Genomic DNA, 24,776 nt, shown 5'->3' with positions numbered 1-24,776 from the left:
ATGAGAAATCAGAGATAAAAAAACCGGCCTGTTTAGCCGGTTTATAAACAAAGAAAAGGGTATTACTCGCCGCGACGAACCTTCACCGCTTTTGCCAGTTGGCGCAGCACAGAGTCAGTATCTTCCCAGCCAATGCAGGCATCGGTAATGCTCTTACCGTAAGTCAGCGGTTCGCCGCTATCCGGGTTCTGATTACCTTCAACCAGATGGCTTTCAATCATCACGCCAATAATCGCTTTTTCGCCACCGGCAATCTGCCCGCACACGTCTTTAGCAACATCCATCTGCTTTTTGAATTGCTTGCTGGAATTCGCATGGCTAAAGTCGATCATGACCTGCGGAGACAGACCCGCTTTGACCAGCCCTTCTTTGACGTCAGCAACGTGTTGAGCACTGTAATTCGGCTCTTTGCCCCCGCGCAAAATGATATGGCAATCGCCATTACCACTGGTATTCACAATTGCGGAGTGACCCCATTTGGTCACAGACAGGAAACAGTGCGGCGCACCTGCGGCATTGATTGCATCAATGGCGACTTTAATTGTGCCATCGGTACCATTTTTGAATCCAACCGGGCAGGAAAGACCAGAGGCCAGCTCACGGTGCACCTGGGACTCGGTAGTTCGCGCACCAATCGCGCCCCAGCTCATCAGGTCCGCGAGATATTGCGGGGTGATCATATCAAGGAATTCACCCGCAGCCGGTAAGCCGCTATCGTTAATATCCAGCAGCAACTTACGCGCTATACGCAGACCGTCGTTGATCTGGAAGCTGTTGTCCATATGCGGATCGTTGATTAGCCCTTTCCAGCCCACGGTAGTACGCGGCTTTTCAAAATAGACGCGCATGACGATTTCAAGCTCATCTTTCAACTCTTCACGCAGTGCCAGCAGGCGAGCAGCATACTCTTTGGCTGCAGCCGGATCATGAATAGAACACGGTCCGATAACAACCAGCAAACGATCGTCGCTCCCTTTCAGGATCTTATGGATCGCCTTACGGGCGTGAGCAACCGTATTTGCGGCATTTTCAGTAGCAGGGAATTTTTCCAGCAGTGCGACTGGCGGTAATAACTCGTTGATCTCTTTAATACGTAAATCGTCGTTCTGATAATTCATGATTATTCCAGCGTTGCCATACTTATATAAATGAATGCAATCCCTCCAATCTATATCTTCAATCATAAAGTGTAAACGGGGTTTTACAGTTTGGACGGATTAATCCTGGAATCAATCAAAAAAACGCAATAAAGTAGCGAAAAACGAGATCTAAACTACAATTTTTAACTGTAACAACTTACTTTTTCATTATTTTCAAGATTCTATGCTGGTTTTTATTTCCATGCTGAAACATTAAACCACACCCTGACGATTTAACTGGCACATGCACTGTTGGAAGAGGTTATCCGACATATTGACCATTACAGGAGCATATTATGCAAATGACAATGACAAAGCTGGCCTCACTCTTTCTTACTGCAACTCTTAGCCTCGCCAGCGGCGCAGCGCTGGCTGCAGAGACAAACGCTCAGTCCAATAACGGCCAGGCAAATTCTTCGGCGGATGCTGGTCAAGTAGCACCTGACGCCCGTGAAAACGTTGCACCAAATAACGTCAACAATAACAAAATCAATTCGGGTGGAACCATGCTGCACCCGAACGGTTCATCGATGAACCATGAAGGAATGACAAAAGACGAGGTGCACAAAAACTCTATGTGTAAAGACGGTCGCTGTCCGGATGTGAATAAGAAGGTCGAGACCGGAAACGGCATCAATAATGATGTCGATACCAAAACTGATGGTACCACCCAGTAAAGCTAAAATATGGCTAATAACAGGAGAGCAAAAGCTCTCCTTTTTAATTTTGTCAGCCCAAACCCGGTATGATGTCATACAGTAAAGATGAGAATAACAAAGGGATGACACTATGGCTCACTCGCACACTCATACTTCCCCGGACCAGCACAAAGATAACAATGCCCGTCGACTGCTGTTCGCATTCTGTATTACAGCAGGATTTATGCTGGTTGAGGTGGTGGGAGGAATACTTTCAGGCTCTCTGGCGCTACTGGCGGATGCCGGGCACATGCTTACCGATGCGGCCGCGCTACTTTTCGCACTGCTGGCCGTCCAGTTTTCCCGTCGTCCTCCCACTATCCGCCACACATTCGGCTGGCTGAGACTCACCACACTGGCCGCGTTTGTTAACGCTATTGCGCTGGTGGTGATCACTATTTTAATCGTCTGGGAAGCGATTGAGCGCTTCCATACGCCCCGACCAGTAGCTGGCGGAATGATGATGGTTATCGCCGTCGCGGGTTTGCTGGCTAATGTACTCGCCTTCTGGGTTCTGCATCGCGGAAGTGAAGAGAAAAACCTCAACGTCCGCGCCGCTGCACTACACGTGATGGGCGATTTACTCGGTTCGGTAGGTGCGATTATCGCTGCGCTGATCATTATATGGACCGGCTGGACGCCTGCGGATCCCATTCTTTCTATCCTGGTTTCCGTGCTGGTACTGCGCAGCGCCTGGCGTTTATTGAAAGATAGCGTGAATGAATTGCTGGAAGGTGCGCCACTTGCACTGGATATTGCTGCACTACAGCGCCACCTTAGTCGGGATATTCCTGAAGTTCGCAATGTGCATCACGTGCACGTCTGGATGGTGGGAGAAAAACCGGTAATGACATTGCATGTGCAGGTGATCCCACCACACGATCATGATGCCTTGCTGGAGCGCATTCAGCACTTCCTGACGCATCACTATCAAATTGAACACGCGACCATTCAGATGGAGTATCAGCCATGTAATGGACCGGACTGTCACCTTTATCAGGGACTGTCCGGTCATTCACATCACCATCACTAATGGGAAAGCGCGCGTGAGCCGCGTTCGCGCGCGCTGTTTATCCACATCCTGCTGCCGTTGAGGGCGATAACCGTCAGGATCATATATTCCAGCGACATAGCATACACGCCTTGCAGGGCAAAGATCACCACACTGATAACGTTAATGATCACCCACAAAAGCCAGTTCTCGACGTATTTGCGTGTCATCAGGATCATCGCCACAATTGACAGCACCATCATGCAGGAATCCCAGAACGGGAAAGCGTCGGGTTGAAGTTCTGGTGCGGCAACCTGTAACCCCAGCCCCTGCATAATATTCACTGCCATGCGGGTCAAAAACGCAAACACCGGATCGATATACACCGTCATCAAACCAATCGCCACCACGCAAGCAGCCAGCCAACTTAGCGCTTTTGGTAACGGCAGCCAGCGAATTTTCAGTTCAGCCTCATGCTGACTGGTTTGCCGGGACCATGCATACCAGCCGTAGATGTTGGCGGCAAAAAAGAACACCTGTAACAACAGGCTGGCGTAGAGTTGGATTTGAAAAAAAATAATCGCAAATAACGTAACGTTGATCAGACCAAAGAAATAATTGCTGATTTTCTCCAGGCTAGCCAGGCCAATACACAGTAAACCAGCGACAGTACCTACCGCTTCAATCCATGACAGGTCGTAACCACCTGCACCAATCGGAATATGAACCAGAATATTCTGCGTGCTAAAAAAATCCATCTTTCCCCCCAGAGCGAAACGCGATAATTAAGCTCGTAGTGTAGCCGCAAATTCCAGCATGCGGTTTAACGGCAATAGTGCCCCTTCTCGCAGTGCTGCATCAACCTGTATCTCATGAGCCACTCCACCCTGCTCAAGACCTTCAGCGATCGCCTTAAGGCCGTTCATCGCCATCCACGGACAATGTGCACAGCTGCGACAGGTTGCCCCCTCACCAGCCGTCGGAGCCTCGAGCAACTCTTTATCAGGAACAGCCTGCTGCATTTTGTAAAAAATGCCCCGATCAGTCGCCACAATAAGTTGTCTGTGCGGTAACGTTTTAGCTGCGTTAATTAGCTGACTGGTTGACCCTACTGCATCGGCCATATCAACAATCGACTGAGGGGATTCAGGGTGTACCAGAACAGCGGCGTCAGGATAAAGCCCTTTCATGCGCGTTAATGCCTGGGTCTTAAATTCGTCATGGACAATGCAGGCTCCCTGCCAGCAGAGCACATCCGCACCGGTCTGTTTTTGCACGTAGTTGCCGAGATGTCTGTCCGGTGCCCAGATGATTTTTTCACCTAAACTATCAAGATGTTCAATAAGTTCAACGGCGATACTGGATGTTACCACCCAGTCAGCACGCGCTTTAACGGCGGCTGACGTATTAGCGTAAACCACTACTGTGCGATCCGGGTGAGCATCACAAAATGCGCTGAAGGCGTCGATCGGACAGCCCAAATCTAATGAACACTCCGCCTGCAACGTTGGCATCAGGATAGTTTTTTCCGGGCTAAGAATTTTGGCCGTTTCTCCCATAAATCTGACGCCCGCAACCAGCAGTGTGGATGCTGGGTGTTTTGATCCGAATCGCGCCATCTCAAGTGAGTCAGAAATACAACCGCCGGTCTCTTCAGCCAACTGTTGGATTTCAGGATCGGTATAATAGTGCGCAACCATCACTGCATCGCGCTCTTTCAACAGGCGCTTGATTTTTTCGCGATAGAATTGCTTTTCATCCACACTCAGCGGTGCAGGCTTCGGCGGAAACGGATAGATTGCAGCTTCAGGGTCAAACATCACGCTCATCATGCTTTCTCGTTTTACTGGCTTAACGAAACAACCGACTTAAAGCGAGATGCACGCTGCAATCGGCTATATTTGTTTTATATGCTAAACAAGATAGCGGATTGGCGTATAAAAGTCACAATAATTGCGTTTGATGAATGCCGGATATGTTTTGTAAGCCTGATAAGCGAAGCGCATCAGGGAAGCAGGTTCGAATCTTATAAATCGCAGATAGCAAAAAGGCGCCTTTAGGGCGCCTTTTTACACTGGTGGGGCGTGCAGGATTCGAACCTGCGACCAATTGATTAAAAGTCAACTGCTCTACCAACTGAGCTAACGCCCCCATATGGGGTTTACTACTTTAACCTTTTCAGGATGGTGGGTCGTGCAGGATTCGAACCTGCGACCAATTGATTAAAAGTCAACTGCTCTACCAACTGAGCTAACGACCCTTTCGGGTATCACCTGAAATATTTTTACTCGACACCAATTTAATAAATTGGTGGGGCGTGCAGGATGACTCGACTTCGTCTCGCCCTACGGGCCGTTGCTGACGCAACGTTATCCTTCACGGCTAACACCTGAGTACGATGTTAATATTGGTGGGGCGTGCAGGATTCGAACCTGCGACCAATTGATTAAAAGTCAACTGCTCTACCAACTGAGCTAACGCCCCACTTTTCTCGCCGCTTTCGGGCTGTTTGATATCCCTTGGCAACGGCGGCATATATTACTGATTTCAGATTTTAGCGCAACAAAAATTTCGATGTAAATAACTCAACTGCTTAGGAATCACACGACGCGACCAGAAATAACGCGATTTCTGGTCGCATGGTGTGCATTACATCGCGCCAAGGCGTTTTTGCGCTTGTTTAGCGCCATCAGTGCCAGGATATTTAGTGATAACCTGCTGATAAACTGCTTTAGCTTTTGCTGTGTCACCTTTGTCCTGCATGATGACGCCAACTTTATACATTGCGTCTGCAGCCTTTGGTGATTTCGGGAAGTTTTTAACTACCGAAGCAAAATAGAACGCCGCATCATCTTTTTTACCCTTGTTGTAATTCAACTGACCCAGCCAGTAATTTGCATTGGGCAGGTAAGTCGAATCCGGATATTTTTTGATGAAGTTCTGAAATGCCACAATCGCGTCATCCTGGCGGGATTTATCCTGCACCAGAGCAATTGCTGCATTGTAATCGGTATTAGCATCGCCAGTTTGCGCGGGCACACCTGACGCTGCGGTAGCACCTGCATCAGGCGCAGGGGTTGCTGCCCCGCCCTGATCGCTATCCACAGACTGCGCTGCCGGCGCACTACCGCTGCCAAGATTATTCATCTGCAACAAAATCTGCTTCTGGCGCTCAACAACCTGATTCAGCTGATACTGACTTTCCTGAATTTGACCACGCAGGGAATCAATATCGGACTGATTATCGGAGAGTTGTTGCTGGAGTTGGGTTAAAAGCTGACTGTGAGCGTTAGAAATACGCTCGAGTTGAGTGACACGGTCTTCGACCGAGCCTGAGCCGACACTACTGATTGGCGCCTGAGCAAAAGCGGCCCAGGGGGCCGCTATGCCAACCAGTAACGACAGACTCAACAGGTGATGTCTGAAGTTACTGCTCATGCAATTCTCTTAGTAAACCAGTACGGCACGACGGTTTTTGGAGTAAGCCGCTTCGTCATGACCCAGTACTGCAGGTTTTTCTTTACCGTAAGAAACGATGGAGATCTGGTCAGCAGAAACGCCTTTACCCTGCAGGTACATCTTAACGGCGTTAGCACGACGTTCACCCAGGGAGATGTTGTACTCAGGAGTACCACGTTCGTCCGCATGACCTTCTACGGTGACTTTGTAAGACGGGTTGCTACGCAGGAAGTTAGCGTGCGCATCCAGCATTGCAGCGAAGTCAGAACGGATATCGTACTTATCCAGATCGAAGTAAACGATGTTGTTCTGCTGCAGCTGTTGCATCTGCAGACGCGCTTGCTCTTCGGAGGACATGTTGCCGCTGCCGTTTGCATCCATACCAGTGCCGGCACCCAGCATGCCTTCGCTGCCGTCATTGCTGGCGTTCTTGTTAGAAGAACATGCCGCAATTGCCATAACAGGCAGAGCGATCATCAGCCCTTTCAGCACTTTGTTCAGTTGCATTTCAATGATTCCTTTATTAATCAATTATTTATTATCACAGATACGGCGACCAGGCAGGGAATTTAACCTGTCCATCGGTTGCCGGAAGACGCGCCTTGAAACGCCCATCTGTAGAAACCAAATTCAGCACGGATCCCATCCCCTGAGAAGAGCTGTAGATTACCATAGTGCCGTTAGGTGCCAGACTTGGCGTTTCATCCAGGAACGTTGACGACAGAACTTGTACGCCACCCGCTACCAGATCTTGTTTGGCAATGTGTTGCTGCCCACTATTTGAGCTTACCATTACCATAAACTTACCGTCACTGCTTACATCAGCATCCTGGTTTTGCGAACCTTCCCAGGTAATACGCTGCGGAGCACCGCCGTTAACGTTAACTTTATACACTTGCGGACGACCTGCCTGGTCAGAGGTAAAGGCCAGGTTTTGACTATCCGGGAACCAGGTCGGTTCGGTGTTATTGCTACGACCATCAGTCACCTGACGGATTTGGCCTGAGCCAATATCCATCACATACAGGTTCAGGCTACCCGTTTTAGACAGAGCAAACGCCAGTTTGCTGCCATCCGGAGAGAATGCCGGAGCACCATTGTGACGAGGGAACGAAGCCACCTGACGAACTGCACCGTTAGACAGCGTCTGGATAACCAGCGCAGAACGTCCGCTTTCAAAGGTTACATAAGCCAGTTTAGAACCGTCCGGAGACCATGCCGGCGACATCAAAGGCTGCGGAGAACGGTGAACAACGAACTGGTTGTAACCATCGTAGTCAGAAACACGTAATTCGTACGGGAACTGGCCGCCGTTGGTCTGAACGACATAAGCAATACGGGTACGGAACGCGCCCTTAATACCGGTCAGTTTTTCAAACACTTCATCACTGGCAGTGTGACCCGCGTAACGCAGCCACTGCTTGTTCACTTTATACGTGTTCTGCGCCAGTACGGTACCCGGTGCGCCGCCAGTGTCTACCAGTTGATAAGCAACACTGTAGGAACCGTCCGGATTAGGCGTAACCTGACCCACAACCACAGCATCAATACCCAGCGCAGACCATGCAGCCGGCTGAACTTCTGCCGCAGTGCCCGGCTGCTGTGGCAGACGAGACCTGTCTAACGGGTTAAATTTACCGCTGTTACGCAGGTCTGCACCTACGATACCACCGATATCTTCGGGAGCAGCGCCCGGCCCAGCCCACTGGAACGGGACTACACCAATCGGGCGCGCCGAGTCCACCCCTTGGGTGATCTCGATACGTACTTCTGCATGCAGCACCGCTGCCCACAGCATCAGAAAACCAAATGCTACTCGTAATGCCTGCTTCATCATATCTCCCTTATCTGGACGGAAAGTCCACGATAATTTAGCAGAATGTTAACAAACTCAAATACACAAAACTACCAGAACTCTGTCTCAACCTTAGACCGTTTTCCCCGAAATCTCGGGGAAATGATTACAGTTTAAAGTCCAGTTTGGCATCTTTTACTTTTTCATAAACAGCCTGGCTAGGCGGTTTAGGAATTCTGGCTGTTTTTGCAGCCGTCAACGCAGCCTGACATAATGCTGGATCGCCACCTTCTTCGGTCACATCCAATAACAGTCCATCTGGTGCCAGCTTGATATGCAACACACAAGATTTGCCTGCATACAAATCAGCACCATACAGACGGCTCTGAATCGCATTACGAATTTGAGATGCGTAAGCACTGATATCAGCACCTGATGCGCCACCGTTTGCACCACTTGTACCACTATCTTTCGCTGGCTGACCGTTTCCTTTCGCTCCACCGCCCGATTTCGGCGCATTCTTACCGGAGCTTAAGTCACCTAACAAGTCGTCAACACCAGAGGCTGCGGCGGCTTTCTCTGCTGCAGCTTTTTTAGCGGCAGCCGCTTTATCTGCGGCGGCTTTTTTATCAGCAGCCGCTTTTTCGGCAGCAGCTTTCTTGTCTGCTGCAGCTTTTTCCGCAGCCGCTTTCTTATCGGCAGCGGCCTTTTCAGCGGCAGCAGCTTTTGCAGCAGCGGCTTTTTCTGCTGCAGCGGCAGCTTTCTCAGCAGCAGCCTTCTCGGCTGCAGCTTGCTTAGCGGCCTCAGCCTGTGCTTTCTTCGCAGCTTCAGCGGCGGCTTTAGCAGCCTGCGCCTCAGCGACTTTCTTGGCATCTGCAGCTGCTTTTGCAGCGGCTTCAGCCTCGGCTTTCTTCTGTGCGTCAGCAGCCGCTTTCTTCGCGGCTTCAGCGGCTTGTTTCGCCTGAGCATCAGCTTTGGCCTTCGCATCCGCAGCAGCCTTCGCTGCAGCTTCTTCAGCCTGTTTCTGTTGTTCTTGCGCTTTCGCAGCCGCGGCTTCCGCCTGCTTTTGCTGTTCCGTCTGCTCGCGCACTTTTTCCTGCGCGGCTAAACGTTCTTTCTCCAGCTGCTTCAGTCGCTCTTGCTCTGCCGCCTGCTTCTCACGAAGCTCTTCGGCTTGCTGCTGCGCCTGTTTTTCACGCTGTTCTTCTGCACGTTTCGCACTTGCCTGCTGTTGCTGCTGGCGATCGTACTGTTGGACAACGGCGCCAGGATCGACCATAACGGCGTCAATGGACGAACCGCCACCACCGCCGGCTGAAGCATCAATGTGCTCATCGAACGAACTCCAGATCAGTACTGCAAATAAAATAACATGCAGCACCGCTGAAATAATTATCGCCCGTTTGAGCTTGTCGTTTTGTTCGGTTGCCTTTGACACTCTCGGTTCCCAAAAAACTGTTCGCCTGTTACGCGCTATCTTTCAAGCCAGGAATACGCAGACATCAGATTGGCTGCGTCATCAAGCCAACAGATTTCACGCCCGCACTGTGTAACAAGTTCAGCGCTTTAATTATTTCATCATAAGGCACGTCTTTCGCACCACCGATTAAAAAGACTGTTTTCGGATTGGCCTGCAGGCGGCTTTTCGCTTCTGCGATAACCTGCTCTGGCGGCAGTTGATCCATACGATCTTTTTCAACTACCACGCTGTATTGCCCAATACCGGAAACTTCAATAATGACCGGCGGCTCGTCGTTGCTGCTGACGGCTTGCGATTCAGTCGCGTCCGGCAGATCGACTTCCACACTCTGGGTAATGATCGGCGCTGTTGCCATAAAGATCAGCAGCAGCACCAGCAATACGTCGAGCAGCGGTACAATATTGATTTCGGACTTGAGTTCGCGACGACCTCGTCCACGCGTTCTGGCCATGGCTTACCCCTTGTTGCTCTCGCTAACGGTAAACGCCTGGCGGTGCAGAATCGCGGTGAACTCTTCCATAAAGTTGTCGTAATTCTGTTCCAGCTTGTTTACGCGCTGATTCAGACGGTTATAAGCCATAACCGCCGGGATTGCCGCAAACAGGCCGATAGCTGTTGCAATCAACGCTTCCGCGATACCCGGAGCGACCATTTGCAGGGTTGCCTGTTTTACAGCACCGAGTGCGATAAATGCGTGCATGATCCCCCAAACCGTACCGAACAGACCGATATATGGGCTGATAGAGCCCACGGTTCCCAGGAACGGAATATGCGTTTCCAGCGTTTCGAGCTCACGGTTCATGGAGATACGCATCGCACGGGACGCCCCCTCAACAACCGCTTCCGGCGCATGATTATTTGCCCGGTGCAAACGAGCAAATTCTTTGAACCCGCTGTAGAAAATTTGTTCCGATCCCGCCAAATTATCACGACGTCCCTGGCTTTCCTGATACAGGCGCGACAATTCAATACCAGACCAAAACTTGTCTTCAAACGCTTCCGCTTCACGCGAAGCGGCATTAAGAATACGGGTTCGCTGGATAATAATGGCCCAGGATGCGATTGAGAAACCAATCAAAATCAACATGATAAGTTTAACCAGAAGGCTTGCCTTCAGGAACAAATCAAGGATATTCATGTCAGTCACTGCTTAAACTCCGCGACAATAGACTTGGGAAGCGCACGAGGCTTCATCTTGAGTGGATCAACGCAAACAATCAGAACTTCGGCTTCATTCAGCACGGTGTTCTCTGCGTTGACAATGCGTTGCGTGAAAACCAATGAGGTGCCACGCATTGACGTAATTTCGGTTTGGACTTCGAGCATATCGTCAAGCCGGGCAGGCGCAAAATACTCCAGGGTCATCTTGCGCACCACAAAGGCTACACGTTCGGCCAGCAGTACCTGCTGACTGAAGTGATGATGACGCAGCATCTCTGTGCGTGCTCTTTCATAAAAAGCGACATAACTGGCGTGGTAAACCACCCCACCGGCATCGGTGTCTTCGTAGTAGACACGAACCGGCCATCGAAATATATACTTATTCATTCCTGCTACCTCTTTGGCTTTGTCCACTGCCCCCGGGCACTTACTTCTGTAAGCGTCTGGAGATTCCTGACCTTGCCGTCTCGATGCTTCAAGAATGCTGTTGTATATAGCGTTGTATTCACTTTACATCCCGGTAATGCAACAAAAGTTAGTACTTTTAACCGGTGCTACTATACGCGCGGGAATGATGCTTTGGAATGGGGGAAAGTAAACGGAGAGTAAAAAATTATGGGCTTATGCAAGCCCATAAATATTTAAGGATGTTTCTTATTCAAAAGAAGAAGAAAATCAGACCAGCAACAAGCACGATATCCGCTATCAGCGGGCAGAAGATGCCCTGCCAGTGAACCGCACGAGGACGAAATCCAACGCCGTGGATTACGCCAGTACAAACCGCCCACATCAACAAAAATCCATGCCAGATTTCCAGCTCACTGGTTTTTGCCGCGAAGCGTGTGGGATCCCAGAATATGCAGCCAGCCAACACGATTGCCAGCACAAAGGAAAGCGCCCGCAAGGGGCGCTTATCCATTACCGCATAAATATACTTTATCATCCTTTAAGCTGCCTCTTTGTTGGCTGCACCTGCTCACCCCAGTCACTTACTGATGTAAGCTCCTGGGGTTTCGCAGCCTTGCCGCCGCGATGCACCTAAAACGATGTTGTATATTGCATCGCGATAATGTTGATCATTAACTTTCTTCTTGTCCGGCCTTGCCTGCTTCAACGTGCTCAAGCGCCAGCGCTGTGATTATCCCAAATGCACAGGCAAGAAGCGTTCCCAAAATCCATGCGAAATACCACATTTTTAGCTCCTTACTTAGTACAGAGAGTGGGTGTTGCTTTCAATATCTTCTTTGGTGATGCGACCGAACATCTTCCAGTAACACCAGCTGGTGTACAGCAGAATGATTGGTACAAACACCGCCGCAACCCAGGTCATCAGGTTCAATGTTCTCTGGCTGGAGGTAGCATCCCACATGGTCAGGCTCGCGTTCATCATGGTGCTGGATGGCATTACAAACGGGAACATTGCAATACCAGCAGTCAGGATGATGCAGGCCAGGGTCAGTGAAGAGAAGACAAACGCCCAGGCCCCTTTCTCCATACGAGAAGTCAGGATGGTCAACAGTGGCAGAACCACACCCAGAGCCGGAACCAGCCACAGGATTGGTGCATTGTTAAAATTCACCATCCAGGCACCCGCAACACGCGCCACTTCTTTAGTCATCGGGTTAGAAGCGGCATGGTGATCCAGTGCAGAAGTCACAACATAACCGTCAATACCGTAGATCACCCAGACACCAGCCAGAGCGAAGCAGACCAGAGTGACCAGCGCAGCAACCTGAGAAGTCGTACGTGCACGCAGGTGAAGTTCGCCTACGGTACGCATCTGCAGATAGGTCGCGCCCTGGGTGATGATCATCCCAACACTCACGATACCTGCCAGCAGACCAAACGGATTCAGCAACTGGAAGAAGTTACCGGTGTAGTACAAACGCATGTACTCATCCATGTGGAACGGAACCCCTTGCAGCAGGTTACCGAATGCCACACCAATCACCAGAGGCGGAACAAAGCTACCGATGAAGATGCCCCAGTCCCACATGTTGCGCCAGCGCATATCTTCAATCTTCGAGCGGTAATCGAAACCGACCGGACGGAAGAACAATGCCGCCAGTACAAGGATCATCGCCACATAGAAACCGGAGAACGCAGCGGCATAAACCATCGGCCAGGCAGCGAACAATGCGCCACCAGCGGTGATCAACCAAACCTGGTTACCGTCCCAGTGCGGGGCGATGGAGTTAATCATAATTCGACGCTCGGTATCATTACGACCGAGGAAACGGGTGAGCATGCCCACCCCCATGTCGAAACCATCGGTGACCGCAAAACCAATCAGCAGAATGCCAACCAGCAGCCACCAGATAAAACGCAATACTTCATAATCGATCATTTGACGACTCCTGTCTTAGCGTGCCGGCTGAGAAGTCACAGTGGACTGCTCGTAGTGATAACGACCGGTTTTCAGGCTGCTCGGACCACGGCGTGCGAACTTGAACATCAGGTACAGTTCAGCCACCAGGAACAGGGTATACAGGCCGCAAATCAACAGCATCGAGAAGATGAGGTCGCCAGCAGTCAGCGAAGAGTTCGCCACGGCTGTCGGTAACACTTCACCAATCGCCCACGGTTGACGGCCATACTCTGCCACAAACCAACCGGACTCAATGGCAATCCACGGTAATGGAATCGCATACAGCGCCGTGCGCAGCAGCCATTTTTTCTCGCCGATACGGTTACGGATCACGGTCCAGAAGGATACAGCGATAATCGCCAGCATCAGGATGCCGCACGCCACCATGATACGGAACGCGAAGTACAGCGGAGCAACACGAGGAATGGAATCTTTCGTTGCCTGCTGAATTTGCGCTTCGGTCGCATCGGTAACTTTATCGGTATAGCGTTTCAGCAGCAGACCATATCCCAGATCTTTCTTCATGCTGTTGAACTGGTCGCGAACGGCCTGATCGGTGGAGCCGGCACGCAGTTCTTCCAGCAGCTGATACGCTTTCATCCCGTTACGGATACGCTCTTCATGCTGCACCATCAGATCTTTCAGACCAATGACGGGTGTATCAACAGAACGGGTGGCAATGATGCCCAGCGCATAAGGAATTTGGATAGCGAAATGGTTCTCCTGCGCATCCTGGTCCGGGATACCGAACAGCGTAAAGGATGCAGGGGCAGGCTGAGTTTCCCATTCAGCTTCAATTGCGGCAAGTTTGGTTTTCTGCACGTCACCCATTTCGTAACCAGATTCATCACCCAGAACGATAACAGAGAGAATGGCAGCCATACCAAAGCTGGCAGCGATAGCAAAGGAGCGCTTAGCAAACGCGAAGTCACGACCGCGCAGCATATAGTAGGAGCTGATCCCCAGAACGAACATCGCGCCACAAACATAACCAGAAGCCACGGTGTGTACAAATTTCACCTGTGCAACCGGGTTAAGCACCAGTTCGGAGAAGCTCAGCATCTCCATGCGCATGGTTTCAAAGTTGAAATCTGCTGCAATTGGGTTCTGCATCCAGCCGTTCGCAACCAGAATCCACAGTGCGGACAGGTTAGAACCCAAAGCCACCAGCCAGGTGACGCACATATGCTGGACTTTACCCAGACGGTCCCAGCCGAAGAAGAACAGACCTACAAAGGTGGATTCGAGGAAGAAGGCCATCAAGCCTTCGATCGCCAGTGGCGCACCGAAGATATCCCCTACATAGTGGGAATAATAAGACCAGTTAGTCCCGAACTGGAACTCCATGGTCAGACCGGTAGCCACACCCAGAGCAAAGTTGATACCAAACAACTTGCCCCAGAACTTGGTCATATCTTTATAAATCTGTTTGCCGGAAAGGACGTAGACCGTTTCCATGATGGCCAACAAAAACGCCATACCCAGCGTTAGTGGCACAAACAGGAAGTGGTACATCGCGGTCAAGGCAAACTGTAAGCGCGACAGTTCGACTATATCTAACATCATGACTCCTTGCTCATCGCATGAAGACTCCGAGAGTGAACCCCGTTAGAAAGGGTCACACGCATGCCCCAATACAAATTTATTTGCTTCCATCCGCCGTTGCTCTTTCTTCTCATTTGAAGAAAAGGCAATGCCGAAAAGTTACAAACATGTTAATAAAACACTCAAATTGATCCCGCAATTATATTACGCCGTAAAATCCTTACAATAAACAGGTTTTTATCGAGGTAAATTTGCATTTTTCGATAGTGATCAATTTATAGCTAATTTATCACTTCCAGACCAATTTGATCTGCAGCAATTTAACCTCATTTTGTAGTGTTTACCAAGTTTTAAACATTGATTTAAATCAATTTTCAATTTTAATGTTAACAATGTTTACCACGAGGGTAACTAGTAAACATCATGTTAACGATTTGTTTTTCAATGAGTAATTGCCGTTACTACAAATGATAGATTATTTATTTAAATCTACACGATCTTTTAACCAGCTCAGACGGCAAAATGCGATAGCAGATAAAGAGTAACTATTGTTAGGTAGCTCACAGATTTTTTTTAGCAAGTCGTGGAATTTTAAATTTATACAAATTATTCATTTTAATTTTACTTATAATTAACACCAAAATGTAACTATCTCAGCTGGAAGAGAAACTCACTGCATTCTCAACCTCAATGAAGATACCTCCCCTTCTCAAATGCCATGCTTTCCTGTCCGAATCATCACCGCAAGTTATCACTCCCTCCCCTTTTGCGCATATGGTCCAAAGATTAAATATGTTCTGAACAATCTATTATCATTTTTATCTTAAATTTAACAAATAATATTTTTGACATATAAGATCAATAAATAAAAAACCGTTAGGTTGTTCACAAGTTATTTAGTAAGCATAAGTTTTTAAATTATTTAAAACGACACTTAAAAAAGGCTCACAACAAAATAAGATTTCGATCACAAACATAGCAAGTCATTTATTAGCGAATTCGCAAACAAATTAAGAAAACCTCAAAAGAAAAAACGCAATGCATTGTTTTTAAAGCCATTTATTAAAAACGAAATATAACAATCATTTTATGAAGGTTATTTTGAAAATAGATCAATTGCTTCCTTTTTCGCTTACACAGACACTCCAATCCTATTAAGAGGTTGCCACAATCCATGCTTTAAATATTAAAAAATAATTTTTACTTATTGACCATCAGCCCTACAGAGGATTACCCATGAAGAAATCTACACTTGTTATTGGCGTCATCGGTGCTGACTGCCATGCAGTAGGCAATAAAGTTCTGGATCGCGTTTTTACTGCTCATGATTTTCACGTAATCAACCTTGGGGTGATGGTGAGTCAGGATGAATATATTGATGCTGCGATTGAAACCGGTGCCGACGCCATCGTGGTGTCATCCATCTACGGTCACGGTGATATCGACTGCCTCGGTTTACGTGAGCGCTGCATCGAACGCGGCCTCGGCGACATTCTGCTCTATGTCGGCGGCAACCTGGTCGTAGGTAAGCATGACTTCGCCGAAGTGGAAATGAAGTTTAAAGAGATGGGCTTTAACCGCGTCTTCGCACCAAGTCACGATCTCGAAGATGTCTGTGCGCTTATCACCAATGATATCCATCAACATAATGGCCTCGAACAGCGTTGCCTTGAAGAGGCCATCTGATGCAAACAGTTTCTGTCGATATCGGCTCGACATGGACCAAGGCAGCCCTCTTCGCGCATGAAGGAGAGGAATTAACCCTGGTAAACCATGTCCTGACCCCAACCACCACACATCATCTGGCAGACGGTTTTTTTGCCAGCCTGAATCAGGTGCTGAATGTTGCCGATGCTCGCCCGTTACTGAAAAGTGGTGAAGTGCAGTTGAAATACTCCTCGTCTGCCAAAGGTGGACTCGCCGTTGCAGCAATGGGGCTGGTGCCTTCCATTACGCTGGAATCGGCGAAAGTTACCGCTCATTCGGCAGGAGCAAAAATCGCGCAATATTATTCATACAAGCTGAACCGCCATGACATTCGGGAGCTGGAGTCATCACCGCCAGACATCCTGTTGTTTACCGGCGGCACGGATGGTGGTGAAGAAAGCTACGGCCTGGCTAATGCGCATGCGCTGGCAGAGTCCACGCTTGACTGCGCCATTATTTACGCCGGAAACCGGGACATCCAGGACGATATACAGACGATTCTGGGGCATAAGGATCTGACCACGGTAGATAACATTCTGCCGGATCTCGATCACCCGAACCCGTTTGCCGCTCGTCAGGCTATCTGTGATGTGTTCTTGTCTCGCATCGTTAAAGGCAAAGGTCTGGACGTCATCGTTGGAGAAACCGGCGAAGAACCCATGCCGACGCCGTGGACAGTGTATGAACTGGTAAAAGCGATTAGCGATTACGACAGTGCATGGAAAGAATTCATGCTGATTGATATGGGCGGCGCCACTACGGACGTCTATTCAGCCAGCGCGAATATCCTCTCTCCCGACACCGTCCTGCATGGTGTTCCTGAACCTTTCGTCAAACGTACCGTTGAAGGCGATTTGGGAATGCGCGTTTCCGCCGTCGTGGTCGGAGAAAGCACGCAGGATATGGTGAAAGTTATCTTTGCCCAGCAGCCACAACGTGAGGAAGCATTTTATCGCTACCTGCGTCATCTGGTTGGGCATCCGGATTACCTGCCACTCAGCGAGGAGGAGAAATATTTCGACACTCTGCTGGCAGGTTTGTGCGTGGGCTATGCCACTGAGCGCCACGCGGGCACTAAAAAGCAGGTTTGTACCTGCGTAGGTAACGTGGATTTACAGATGGGTCGCGATCTCACCACCGTACGCAAAGTTGTCGGTTCAGGTGGATGGCTCTCGCGCGCCAGCCAGTTCGATATTCATAACTGGCTCAAATACCGGGAGCTGGACGACCAGGGTAAAAGAATTTTGTTACCTAATCAGTTTGAGTATTACCGCGATTCAAATGGCCTGCTCCCGCTACTGGCAAACGTCGCCAGGCTGTACCCGCAAGCCGCAGCTCGCACCAGCATTCAGTGTTTAACCCTATAACAATTAAGGCAGCTACGAATGGAACTTCGAAATAAAAAATTGACCCATGACGAATTCATGACCGAAAGGCATCAGGTGCTGCAAACCTGGGAAACCGGCAAAGACGTTGAGAACTTCGAAGATGGCGTGAAATACCAGCAAGCAATTCCAGATAAAAAACGCTTCTCCCTCGCGCTATTGAAGGCCGATCAGGAAGGTAAAACCCTGAGCCAGCCACGTGCAGGTGTTGCATTAATGGATGAGCACATTGAGTTGCTCAAAACCTTGCAGGAAGAGTGCGACCTTCTGCCAAGTACCATCGATGCCTATACCCGTCTGAATCGTTATGAAGAAGCTGCCGTCGGGATCCAGAAATCCATCGAAGCAGGAACCTCCAAGCTTAATGGTTTACCGGTGGTCAATCACGGGGTTGCTGCCTGCCGCCGTATGACTGAATCGCTGGAAAAACCTATCCAGGTTCGCCACGGTACCCCGGATGCACGCCTGCTGGCAGAGATCGCGATGGCCAGTGGCTTTACCAGCTACGAAGGCGGCGGTATCTCCTACAACATCCCTTATGCCAAACGTGTCACCCTGGAAAAATCCATCCGTGACTGGCAGTACTGCGACCGTCTGATGGGGCTGTACGAAGAAAACGGCATTCGTATTAACCGCGAGCCGTTTGGCCCATTGACCGGCACCCTGATCCCGCCGTTTATGTCTCACTCGGTCGCGATTATCGAAGGTCTGCTGGCGCTGGAACAAGGAGTGAAATCCATTACCGTCGGTTACGGCCAGGTGGGTAGCCTGACTCAGGATATCGCGGCGATTCAGGCTCTGCGTGAACTGTCCCACGAATACTTCCAGAATTATGGCTTCGATGATTACGAGTTGAGCACCGTATTCCACCAGTGGATGGGCGGTTTCCCGGAAGATGAAGCAAAAGCGTTCTCCGTTATCGCCTGGGGTGCTGCGGTTGCAGGTATGTCCGGTGCAACTAAAGTCATCACCAAAAGCCCGCATGAAGCGTTCGGTATCCCAACTGCTGCGGCTAATGCCCAGGGACTTAAAGCTTCACGCCAGATGCTCAACATGGTCAGCGACCAGAAATTCCCGCAATGCGCAGCTGTAGAGCAGGAAGTCGATCTGATTAAGAGCGAAGTTCGCGCGGTACTGAAAAGAGTATTCGAGCTGGGTAATGGCGACATTGCACGCGGCACCGTACTGGCTTTTGAAGCCGGTGTGCTGGATGTACCTTTCGCCCCTGCCGCCTGTAACGCCGGCAAAATCCTGCCAGTTCGTGATAACACTGGCGCAATCCGTATTCTCGAAGCCGGTGCGGTTCCGCTGCCGAAAGATATTCTCGCCCTGCACCACGACTACGTCGCAGAGCGCGCACATTTTGAAGGTCGTAAACCTTCTTTCCAGATGGTCATTGATGACATCAACGCCGTATCCCACAGTAAATTAATAGGAAGACCATAATGAAAATTAAACAGGCCCTTTTCACCGCTGGCTACTCCTCATTTTATTTTGACGATCAGCAAGCTATTAAAGACGGAGCTGGTCACGATGGGTTTATCTATACCGGCTCTCCGGTGACGCCTGGGTTTACCTCTGTTCGTCAGGCGGGTGAATGCGTTTCAGTGCAGTTGATTCTGGAAAACGGCGCGGTGGCCGTTGGTGATTGCGCGGCCGTACAGTACTCCGGTGCAGGCGGTCGTGACCCACTGTTCCTGGCTGAGAACTTCATTCCTTTCCTGAACGATCACATCAAACCGCTGCTGGAAGGTCGTGACGTAGATTCATTCTTACCAAACGCCCGTTTCTTTGACCAACTGCGTATTGACGGTCATCTGTTGCATACCGCTGTACGTTACGGTTTGTCTCAGGCGTTGCTTGATGCCGCAGCACTGGCCACAGGACGCCTGAAAACAGAAGTTGTTTGCGATGAATGGCAGTTGCCATGTGTACCGGAAGCAATTCCATTATTTGGTCAAAGCGGTGATGACCGTTATATCGCCGTCGACAAAATGATCCTCAAAGGCGTGGACGTACTGCCGCATGCGCTGATCAACAACGTAGAAGAGAAGCTGGGCTTTAAAGGCGAAAAACTGCGTGAGTATGTGCGTTGGTTGTCTAACCGCATCTTAAGCCTGCGTACCAGCGATCGTTATCACCCAACGCTGCATATTGATGTGTACGGCACTATCGGTCTGATTTTTGATATGGACCCGGTTCGTTGCGCCGAATACATCGCCAGCCTGGAAGCAGAAGCACAGGGTCTGCCGCTGTACATTGAAGGTCCGGTTGATGCTGGTAACAAGCCGGATCAAATCCGCATGCTGACCGCAATCACCAAAGAACTGACCCGTCTGGGATCCGGCGTGAAAATCGTTGCTGATGAATGGTGTAACACCTATCAGGATATCGTGGACTTCACTGATGCTGGCAGCTGCCACATGGTGCAGATCAAAACTCCGGATCTCGGTGGCATTCATAACATTGTTGATGCCGTGCTCTACTGTAACAAACACGCAATGGAAGCCTACCAGGGCGGAACCTGTAACGAAACCGAGATCAGTGCTCGCACCTGCGTACATGTCGCGCTGGCTGCGCGTCCAATGCGCATGCTGATCAAACCGGGTATGGGCTTCGATGAAGGTCTCAACATCGTGTTTAACGAAATGAACCGCACCATCGCGTTGTTGCAGACTAAGGATTAAGAAATGGCTCGCACATTTAAGATCTTATCGCCTACAGCTATTCTGGGTTATGGCTTCCCGGAAGAGAGTTTTCGTAAAGCCATGGAAGAATCGCCGGATCTTATTGCTGTTGACGCAGGCTCCTCCGATCCTGGCCCCCACTACCTGGGGGCAGGTAAGCCTTTCACTGATAGGGCCGGTGTGAAACGCGATCTGCGCTATATGATCGTGGCAGGCGTTAAGAATAACATCCCGGTCGTGATCGGTACCGCCGGAGGTTCCGGCGCAGCTCCACATCTGGAGTGGTGTCGCCAGATAATCCATGAGATCGCCCAGGAAGAAAAACTGTCTTTCTCCATGGCGTTGATCCCGTCCGATGTCGACAAAGAAGTCGTTCATCAGGCCCTGGATAACGGCAAAATCACCGCACTGGATTTTGTGCCTGAACTGACTCACGAAGCTATCGAAGATAGCACCTACATCGTTGCACAGATGGGCGTTGAGCCTTTCCAGCGCGCACTGAAAGCCGGTGCACAGGTTGTACTGGGCGGACGAGCCTACGATCCGGCATGCTTCGCTGCACTGCCGATTATGCAAGGCTTTGATGAAGGTCTGGCGCTTCATTGCGGTAAGATCCTTGAGTGTGCTGCCATCGCCGCCACCCCGGGTTCTGGCTCGGATTGTGCGATGGGAATCATCGACGACAACGGCTTTACGCTGAAAGCGTTCAATCCGAAGCGTAAGTTCACTGAAACTTCTGCTGCGGCACACACCCTGTATGAGAAGTCAGATCCGTACTTCCTGCCGGGACCGGGCGGCGTGTTGAACCTGAAAGCGTGTACCTTTACAGCGGTTAATGAAGGTGAAGTGTACGTCAGCGGTTCGCGTCATGAAGAGACACCGTATGCGCTGAAACTGGAAGGTGCGCGTCAGGTTGGTTTCCGCTGCCTGACCATCGCCGGAACGCGCGATCCGATTATGATTGCCGGTATCGACACCATTCTTGAAGAGGTACAGGCCAGCGTGGCACGTAACCTTTCACTGAATGACGACAGTATCCGCATGACGTTCCACCTGTATGGTAAGAACGGCGTGATGGGCAATCATGAGCCGATGAAAACTGCCGGTCATGAGCTGGGGATTTTACTGGACGTGGTCGCGCCAACCCAGGATATCGCCAACAGCGTTTGCTCACTGGTGCGTTCTACGTTGCTGCACTACGGCTATGAAAATCGTATTGCGACTGCGGGCAACCTCGCTTTCCCGTTCTCACCATCTGACATTCAGAGTGGGCCTGTGTATGAGTTCTCAATCTATCACCTGATTGAAGCAAGCGATGCACTGCGTTTTGATTTCCACATTGAACAGGTGACGCCAGAAGGAGTTCAGGCATGAAACAGTCTATTTGCTCACTGGCGCAAGTAATTCGCTCCAAAAACGCCGGACCGTATGAACTGGTATTAGATATTTTATTTAAAACCAGGGAAGACTATCAGCGAGTAAAAGCCTCGGAGCAATTAACACCGCAACTTATTGCTGGGTTATATAATGTCAAACCTGACTTTATTCATAATATTGTGTGGTTCGACCCAGCGAATGCAGTAAAAATCGTCATGCCGCGCGATATTATTTCCGGCAATGTCGGTGACAATGATGTTTATGGTGCGCAACAACACGCTCCATTATTAAGTATTGAGTTCGATCTGTAACAAAAAAACACAATAACAGCCATTGGAGCACAGAATTCAGCTGTATCACAGTGCTTCGAATTATTCATGCGGTTGGTCACAACAGGCGTGCATCTGAGCTGCTGTCCAGGCTCAGGTGCTCGCCACCCTACACAATTTCAATTACCAGCCTTTATCCGATGGAGTAAACATGAAGAAAATTAGTTTAACGAAGATGATCATATTAGGCCTGTTACTCGGCATGGTTGCCGGGGTGCTCATCAATAATATGGCCGCAGCTGAAACAGCTAAATCATATGCTCAGGATATTTCCATTTTCACCACTATATTTTTACGTATGGTGAAAATGATTATCGCTCCATTAGTTATATCAACTCTGGTTGTCGGCATTGCCAAAATGGGTGATGCAAAAACGCTGGGACGTATATTCTCCAAAACCTTTTTCCTGTTTATTTGCGCCTCACTGCTGTCAATCGCATTGGGTCTGGTTATTGTTAATATCTTCCAGCCGGGCGCAGGCATCAACTTTGTTCCGCATGATGTCGGCGCTGTCGCCGCCGTTAAGTCAGAGCCGTTTACGCTGAAGGTATTTATTTCGCACGCAGTACCGACCAGTATCGTTGATGCGATGGCGCGTAACGAAATCCTGCAGATCGTCGTGTTCTCGATTTTCCTGGGTTGCAGCCTGGCTGCGATTGGCGAAAAAGCTGAGCCTATCGTTAAGGTTCTCGACTCACTGGTCCACGTCATGCTGAAGCTGACTGGCTACGTAATGCTGTTCGCACCTCTGACCGTTTTTGCCGCTATTTCAGGTCTGATTGCCGAACGTGGTCTGGGTGTGATGGTTAGCGCCGGGATCTTCATGGGTGAGTTCTACCTGACGCTGGGTATGTTGTGGGCAATTCTGATTGGCCTGTCGACTATGATCGTCGGCCCTTGCATCAGCCGTCTTACTAAAGCCATCCTCGAACCTGCTCTGCTGGCCTTTACCACTTCCAGTTCTGAAGCAGCCTTCCCGGGCACGCTGGATAAACTGGAAAAGTTCGGCGTTTCTTCAAAAATCGCCAGCTTTGTTCTGCCTATCGGTTACTCCTTTAACCTGGTCGGTTCCATGGCCTACTGCTCATTTGCCACCGTATTTATTGCCCAGGCGTGCAATATCGAGCTGAGCATGGGCGAACAAATCACCATGTTGCTAATCCTGATGCTGACCTCTAAAGGGATGGCGGGTGTGCCTCGTGCCTCTATGGTGGTTATTGCCGCAACCCTGAACCAGTTCAACATTCCGGAAGCCGGTCTGATCCTGCTGATGGGCGTCGATCCATTCCTCGATATGGGTCGTTCAGCCACTAACGTAATGAGTAACGCAATGGGTGCTGCCATTGTGGGTCGCTGGGAAGGCGAACACTTCGGCCAGGGTTGTCGCGGCACTGCGCCAGTAAAAACCCCGGAACAGGAACGCCCGGTTACCGAAACGGAAGTTGCTTTGTCTTAATACCACAGTGAAACCGGATAGCGGCCGCGCTATCCGGTTTTCGAGACGGTTAATAACCCGTAAGCCGGAAGGTGGTAAGCCGCCCTCCGGCACCATGATGAGCACACCAACAGGAATGCACCATGAATAAAACTCTTCTCGGCGTGGGTATTTTTTCCTTCAGCGTATTATTTAGCGCAACCACATTCGCGCAAACCACGCCGGACTACGCCAGACTTATCGAACAGGCGCATCAGAAATACAAAAGTAACAATGACGGAAAAGTCGCCGACTATATCCCTGCCCTCGCGACCTACAGTCCCAACAATTTTGCTATCACCATCGCAACGGTTGACGGAAAAATCTTCCAGGTTGGCGATGTTAAAAAAGCATTCCCGATGGAATCACTGAGTAAAGTTTTCACCATGGCGCTCGCCATGGAACAGCACGGCCCTCAGGTTGTTCTGGATAAACTCGGTGCCAATGCCACCGGCATGCCATTCAATTCAGGCTTAGCCGTCGAACTGACCAAAGGCGCGCCGGAAAACCCACTGGTTAACGCAGGCGCGATGAGCACCGTTAGCCTGATTGAAGCCAAAGATAAAACCGACCGCTGGAACAAAATCCTCGACAACCTGAACGCGTGGGCAGATGCAAGTCTCACTGTTAACGAACCTGTTTTCAAATCCGAAATGGAGACCAATCAGCACAACCAGGCTCTGGCGAAACTGATGGAATCCTATAACAGCTTTTATGGCAACACGGATGAAGCCGTCGAAATTTATACCCGTCAGTGTTCCGTGGATATCACCGTTGAGCAACTGGCCAAAATGGGTGCCGTACTCGCCAACAAAGGTAAATCTCCGTTTAACGGCAAGCAGTTGCTGAATGAAAGTTATGTACCTCAGGTGCTGGCGGAAATGGCGATTGCCGGGCTGTACGACGGCAGTGGTAAGTGGCTGTACACCGTCGGCGTTCCGGCAAAGAGCGGTGTCGGCGGCGGAATGGTTGCGGTCGTCCCAGGTGAATATGCGATTGCCGTCTATTCCCCACCGCTGGATGAAGCGGGCAACAGCGTTCGCGCCCAGAAAACCATCGAATATGTCGCCGACGCGACAAAATCCAATGTCTTTTTAGCGCATTAAGCCAACGCCAGATAACGCTTATCTGGTATTGAAATCAGGCTCGAAATTTATACACAAAATAATTCAAGCTGCATC

24 protein-coding genes and 3 tRNA genes are annotated in these 24,776 nt (G+C 49.9%); 10 read left to right on the top strand and 17 right to left on the bottom strand.

What is annotated here, in order from left to right; genetic code table 11:
- Positions 1–62: 62 nt before the first annotated feature.
- Positions 63–1,118: a 3-deoxy-7-phosphoheptulonate synthase AroG gene (gene aroG / locus OGY01_RS19945; RefSeq protein WP_048221829.1), complete on the bottom strand. Its 1,056-nt coding sequence runs from the start codon at positions 1,116–1,118 to the stop codon at positions 63–65.
- Positions 1,119–1,441: 323 nt separating this feature from the next.
- Between aroG and OGY01_RS19940 the strand changes: the two genes are divergently transcribed.
- Together OGY01_RS19940 and zitB are read left to right on the top strand one after the other, a co-directional pair.
- Complete coding sequence (locus OGY01_RS19940) at positions 1,442–1,816, top strand: YbgS-like family protein (protein ID WP_045449506.1); 375 nt, start codon at positions 1,442–1,444, stop codon at positions 1,814–1,816.
- 112 nt (positions 1,817–1,928) lie between these two features.
- Positions 1,929–2,870: a CDF family zinc transporter ZitB gene (gene zitB / locus OGY01_RS19935; RefSeq protein ID WP_225760667.1), complete on the top strand. Its 942-nt coding sequence runs from the start codon at positions 1,929–1,931 to the stop codon at positions 2,868–2,870.
- Here zitB and pnuC read toward each other — a convergent pair.
- From pnuC to cydA, 16 genes are all read right to left on the bottom strand, one after another.
- Positions 2,867–3,586, bottom strand: coding sequence for a nicotinamide riboside transporter PnuC (gene pnuC / locus OGY01_RS19930; RefSeq protein WP_045441123.1), 720 nt, complete (start codon positions 3,584–3,586; stop codon positions 2,867–2,869). The two genes, zitB and pnuC, sit on opposite strands and share 4 nt — an antisense overlap.
- A 27-nt stretch (positions 3,587–3,613) precedes the next feature.
- Positions 3,614–4,657, bottom strand: a complete 1,044-nt coding sequence (nadA, locus tag OGY01_RS19925; RefSeq protein ID WP_048221831.1) for a quinolinate synthase NadA — start codon at positions 4,655–4,657, stop codon at positions 3,614–3,616.
- A 246-nt stretch (positions 4,658–4,903) separates the two neighbouring features.
- Positions 4,904–4,979, bottom strand: a tRNA-Lys gene (locus OGY01_RS19920).
- 33 nt (positions 4,980–5,012) lie between these two features.
- Positions 5,013–5,088 (bottom strand) — tRNA-Lys (locus OGY01_RS19915).
- A gap of 148 nt (positions 5,089–5,236) precedes the next feature.
- A tRNA-Lys gene (locus OGY01_RS19910) sits at positions 5,237–5,312 on the bottom strand.
- Between the two features lie 165 nt (positions 5,313–5,477).
- On the bottom strand, positions 5,478–6,266 hold the full coding sequence (gene cpoB / locus OGY01_RS19905; RefSeq protein WP_048221832.1) for a cell division protein CpoB: 789 nt from the start codon (positions 6,264–6,266) through the stop codon (positions 5,478–5,480).
- Between the two features lie 9 nt (positions 6,267–6,275).
- Positions 6,276–6,794 (bottom strand): peptidoglycan-associated lipoprotein Pal, encoded by a 519-nt coding sequence (pal, locus tag OGY01_RS19900; RefSeq protein ID WP_006685431.1) that lies wholly within the window; start codon positions 6,792–6,794, stop codon positions 6,276–6,278.
- A 34-nt stretch (positions 6,795–6,828) separates the two neighbouring features.
- Complete coding sequence (gene tolB / locus OGY01_RS19895; RefSeq protein WP_045441120.1) at positions 6,829–8,121, bottom strand: Tol-Pal system beta propeller repeat protein TolB; 1,293 nt, start codon at positions 8,119–8,121, stop codon at positions 6,829–6,831.
- A gap of 127 nt (positions 8,122–8,248) precedes the next feature.
- Positions 8,249–9,520, bottom strand: coding sequence for a cell envelope integrity protein TolA (gene tolA, locus OGY01_RS19890; RefSeq protein ID WP_048221834.1), 1,272 nt, complete (start codon positions 9,518–9,520; stop codon positions 8,249–8,251).
- Positions 9,521–9,584: 64 nt separating this feature from the next.
- Complete coding sequence (tolR, locus tag OGY01_RS19885) at positions 9,585–10,013, bottom strand: colicin uptake protein TolR (protein WP_045441118.1); 429 nt, start codon at positions 10,011–10,013, stop codon at positions 9,585–9,587.
- A gap of 3 nt (positions 10,014–10,016) precedes the next feature.
- Positions 10,017–10,709 carry a Tol-Pal system protein TolQ gene (tolQ, locus tag OGY01_RS19880; protein ID WP_136345302.1) on the bottom strand — a complete coding sequence of 231 codons (693 nt, stop codon included), beginning with the start codon at positions 10,707–10,709 and terminating at the stop codon, positions 10,017–10,019.
- Positions 10,706–11,110, bottom strand: coding sequence for a tol-pal system-associated acyl-CoA thioesterase (ybgC, locus tag OGY01_RS19875; protein ID WP_045441116.1), 405 nt, complete (start codon positions 11,108–11,110; stop codon positions 10,706–10,708). Before ybgC ends, tolQ begins: the two co-directional genes overlap by 4 nt.
- Positions 11,111–11,381: 271 nt before the next feature.
- Positions 11,382–11,666, bottom strand: a complete 285-nt coding sequence (gene ybgE, locus OGY01_RS19870; RefSeq protein ID WP_045441115.1) for a cyd operon protein YbgE — start codon at positions 11,664–11,666, stop codon at positions 11,382–11,384.
- 136 nt (positions 11,667–11,802) lie between these two features.
- Positions 11,803–11,916, bottom strand: a complete 114-nt coding sequence (gene cydX / locus OGY01_RS19865) for a cytochrome bd-I oxidase subunit CydX (protein ID WP_071828905.1) — start codon at positions 11,914–11,916, stop codon at positions 11,803–11,805.
- Between the two features lie 14 nt (positions 11,917–11,930).
- Complete coding sequence (gene cydB, locus OGY01_RS19860; protein ID WP_045441114.1) at positions 11,931–13,070, bottom strand: cytochrome d ubiquinol oxidase subunit II; 1,140 nt, start codon at positions 13,068–13,070, stop codon at positions 11,931–11,933.
- Between the two features lie 15 nt (positions 13,071–13,085).
- Positions 13,086–14,654, bottom strand: a complete 1,569-nt coding sequence (gene cydA / locus OGY01_RS19855; RefSeq protein ID WP_045441113.1) for a cytochrome ubiquinol oxidase subunit I — start codon at positions 14,652–14,654, stop codon at positions 13,086–13,088.
- Between the two features lie 1,218 nt (positions 14,655–15,872).
- On the opposite strand from cydA, the gene glmS reads away from it, so the two are divergent.
- The 8 genes from glmS to glsA all read left to right on the top strand — a co-directional run bounded on the left by glmS (position 15,873) and on the right by glsA (position 24,701).
- The gene (gene glmS, locus OGY01_RS19850) at positions 15,873–16,322 is read left to right on the top strand and encodes a methylaspartate mutase subunit S (RefSeq protein ID WP_045441112.1); all 450 of its coding nucleotides are present in this window, start codon (positions 15,873–15,875) and stop codon (positions 16,320–16,322) included.
- Entirely contained in the window at positions 16,322–17,710 is a 1,389-nt protein-coding gene (gene glmL, locus OGY01_RS19845) for a methylaspartate mutase accessory protein GlmL (protein WP_045441111.1), read from the top strand. Before glmS ends, glmL begins: the two co-directional genes overlap by 1 nt.
- An 18-nt stretch (positions 17,711–17,728) precedes the next feature.
- Positions 17,729–19,174 (top strand): methylaspartate mutase subunit E, encoded by a 1,446-nt coding sequence (locus OGY01_RS19840; RefSeq protein WP_045441110.1) that lies wholly within the window; start codon positions 17,729–17,731, stop codon positions 19,172–19,174.
- The gene (locus OGY01_RS19835) at positions 19,174–20,415 is read left to right on the top strand and encodes a methylaspartate ammonia-lyase (RefSeq protein ID WP_045441109.1); all 1,242 of its coding nucleotides are present in this window, start codon (positions 19,174–19,176) and stop codon (positions 20,413–20,415) included. Before OGY01_RS19840 ends, OGY01_RS19835 begins: the two co-directional genes overlap by 1 nt.
- Before the next feature lie 3 nt (positions 20,416–20,418).
- On the top strand, positions 20,419–21,789 hold the full coding sequence (locus OGY01_RS19830) for an acyclic terpene utilization AtuA family protein (protein ID WP_045441108.1): 1,371 nt from the start codon (positions 20,419–20,421) through the stop codon (positions 21,787–21,789).
- Positions 21,786–22,103, top strand: coding sequence for a DUF4387 domain-containing protein (locus OGY01_RS19825; protein WP_045441107.1), 318 nt, complete (start codon positions 21,786–21,788; stop codon positions 22,101–22,103). Before OGY01_RS19830 ends, OGY01_RS19825 begins: the two co-directional genes overlap by 4 nt.
- A gap of 169 nt (positions 22,104–22,272) precedes the next feature.
- The gene (locus OGY01_RS19820) at positions 22,273–23,577 is read left to right on the top strand and encodes a dicarboxylate/amino acid:cation symporter (RefSeq protein ID WP_045441106.1); all 1,305 of its coding nucleotides are present in this window, start codon (positions 22,273–22,275) and stop codon (positions 23,575–23,577) included.
- 122 nt (positions 23,578–23,699) lie between these two features.
- The gene (gene glsA, locus OGY01_RS19815; RefSeq protein ID WP_286493559.1) at positions 23,700–24,701 is read left to right on the top strand and encodes a glutaminase A; all 1,002 of its coding nucleotides are present in this window, start codon (positions 23,700–23,702) and stop codon (positions 24,699–24,701) included.
- The last annotated feature ends 75 nt before the right edge of the window (positions 24,702–24,776 follow it).

The sequence above is a fragment of the Citrobacter sp. Cm038 genome (genome assembly GCF_030333105.1).
GTDB classification, from domain to species: Bacteria; Pseudomonadota; Gammaproteobacteria; order Enterobacterales; family Enterobacteriaceae; genus Citrobacter; species Citrobacter murliniae.
The sequence above is the reverse complement of the archived record's forward strand: the minus strand, read 5'-3'. Positions and strand labels throughout refer to the sequence as shown.

Excerpts from the sequence above, each read along its gene's own strand:
- aroG (WP_048221829.1), bottom strand. The coding sequence starts at position 1,118 with ATGAATTATCAGAACGACGATTTACGTATTAAAGAGATCAACGAGTTA.
- OGY01_RS19940 (WP_045449506.1), top strand. The coding sequence starts at position 1,442 with ATGACAATGACAAAGCTGGCCTCACTCTTTCTTACTGCAACTCTTAGC.
- zitB (WP_225760667.1), top strand. The coding sequence starts at position 1,929 with ATGGCTCACTCGCACACTCATACTTCCCCGGACCAGCACAAAGATAAC.
- pnuC (WP_045441123.1), bottom strand. The coding sequence starts at position 3,586 with ATGGATTTTTTTAGCACGCAGAATATTCTGGTTCATATTCCGATTGGT.
- nadA (WP_048221831.1), bottom strand. The coding sequence starts at position 4,657 with ATGAGCGTGATGTTTGACCCTGAAGCTGCAATCTATCCGTTTCCGCCG.
- cpoB (WP_048221832.1), bottom strand. The coding sequence starts at position 6,266 with ATGAGCAGTAACTTCAGACATCACCTGTTGAGTCTGTCGTTACTGGTT.
- pal (WP_006685431.1), bottom strand. The coding sequence starts at position 6,794 with ATGCAACTGAACAAAGTGCTGAAAGGGCTGATGATCGCTCTGCCTGTT.
- tolB (WP_045441120.1), bottom strand. The coding sequence starts at position 8,121 with ATGAAGCAGGCATTACGAGTAGCATTTGGTTTTCTGATGCTGTGGGCA.
- tolR (WP_045441118.1), bottom strand. The coding sequence starts at position 10,013 with ATGGCCAGAACGCGTGGACGAGGTCGTCGCGAACTCAAGTCCGAAATC.
- ybgC (WP_045441116.1), bottom strand. The coding sequence starts at position 11,110 with ATGAATAAGTATATATTTCGATGGCCGGTTCGTGTCTACTACGAAGAC.
- ybgE (WP_045441115.1), bottom strand. The coding sequence starts at position 11,666 with ATGATAAAGTATATTTATGCGGTAATGGATAAGCGCCCCTTGCGGGCG.
- cydX (WP_071828905.1), bottom strand. The coding sequence starts at position 11,916 with ATGTGGTATTTCGCATGGATTTTGGGAACGCTTCTTGCCTGTGCATTT.
- cydB (WP_045441114.1), bottom strand. The coding sequence starts at position 13,070 with ATGATCGATTATGAAGTATTGCGTTTTATCTGGTGGCTGCTGGTTGGC.
- cydA (WP_045441113.1), bottom strand. The coding sequence starts at position 14,654 with ATGTTAGATATAGTCGAACTGTCGCGCTTACAGTTTGCCTTGACCGCG.
- glmS (WP_045441112.1), top strand. The coding sequence starts at position 15,873 with ATGAAGAAATCTACACTTGTTATTGGCGTCATCGGTGCTGACTGCCAT.
- glmL (WP_045441111.1), top strand. The coding sequence starts at position 16,322 with ATGCAAACAGTTTCTGTCGATATCGGCTCGACATGGACCAAGGCAGCC.
- OGY01_RS19840 (WP_045441110.1), top strand. The coding sequence starts at position 17,729 with ATGGAACTTCGAAATAAAAAATTGACCCATGACGAATTCATGACCGAA.
- OGY01_RS19835 (WP_045441109.1), top strand. The coding sequence starts at position 19,174 with ATGAAAATTAAACAGGCCCTTTTCACCGCTGGCTACTCCTCATTTTAT.
- OGY01_RS19830 (WP_045441108.1), top strand. The coding sequence starts at position 20,419 with ATGGCTCGCACATTTAAGATCTTATCGCCTACAGCTATTCTGGGTTAT.
- OGY01_RS19825 (WP_045441107.1), top strand. The coding sequence starts at position 21,786 with ATGAAACAGTCTATTTGCTCACTGGCGCAAGTAATTCGCTCCAAAAAC.
- OGY01_RS19820 (WP_045441106.1), top strand. The coding sequence starts at position 22,273 with ATGAAGAAAATTAGTTTAACGAAGATGATCATATTAGGCCTGTTACTC.
- glsA (WP_286493559.1), top strand. The coding sequence starts at position 23,700 with ATGAATAAAACTCTTCTCGGCGTGGGTATTTTTTCCTTCAGCGTATTA.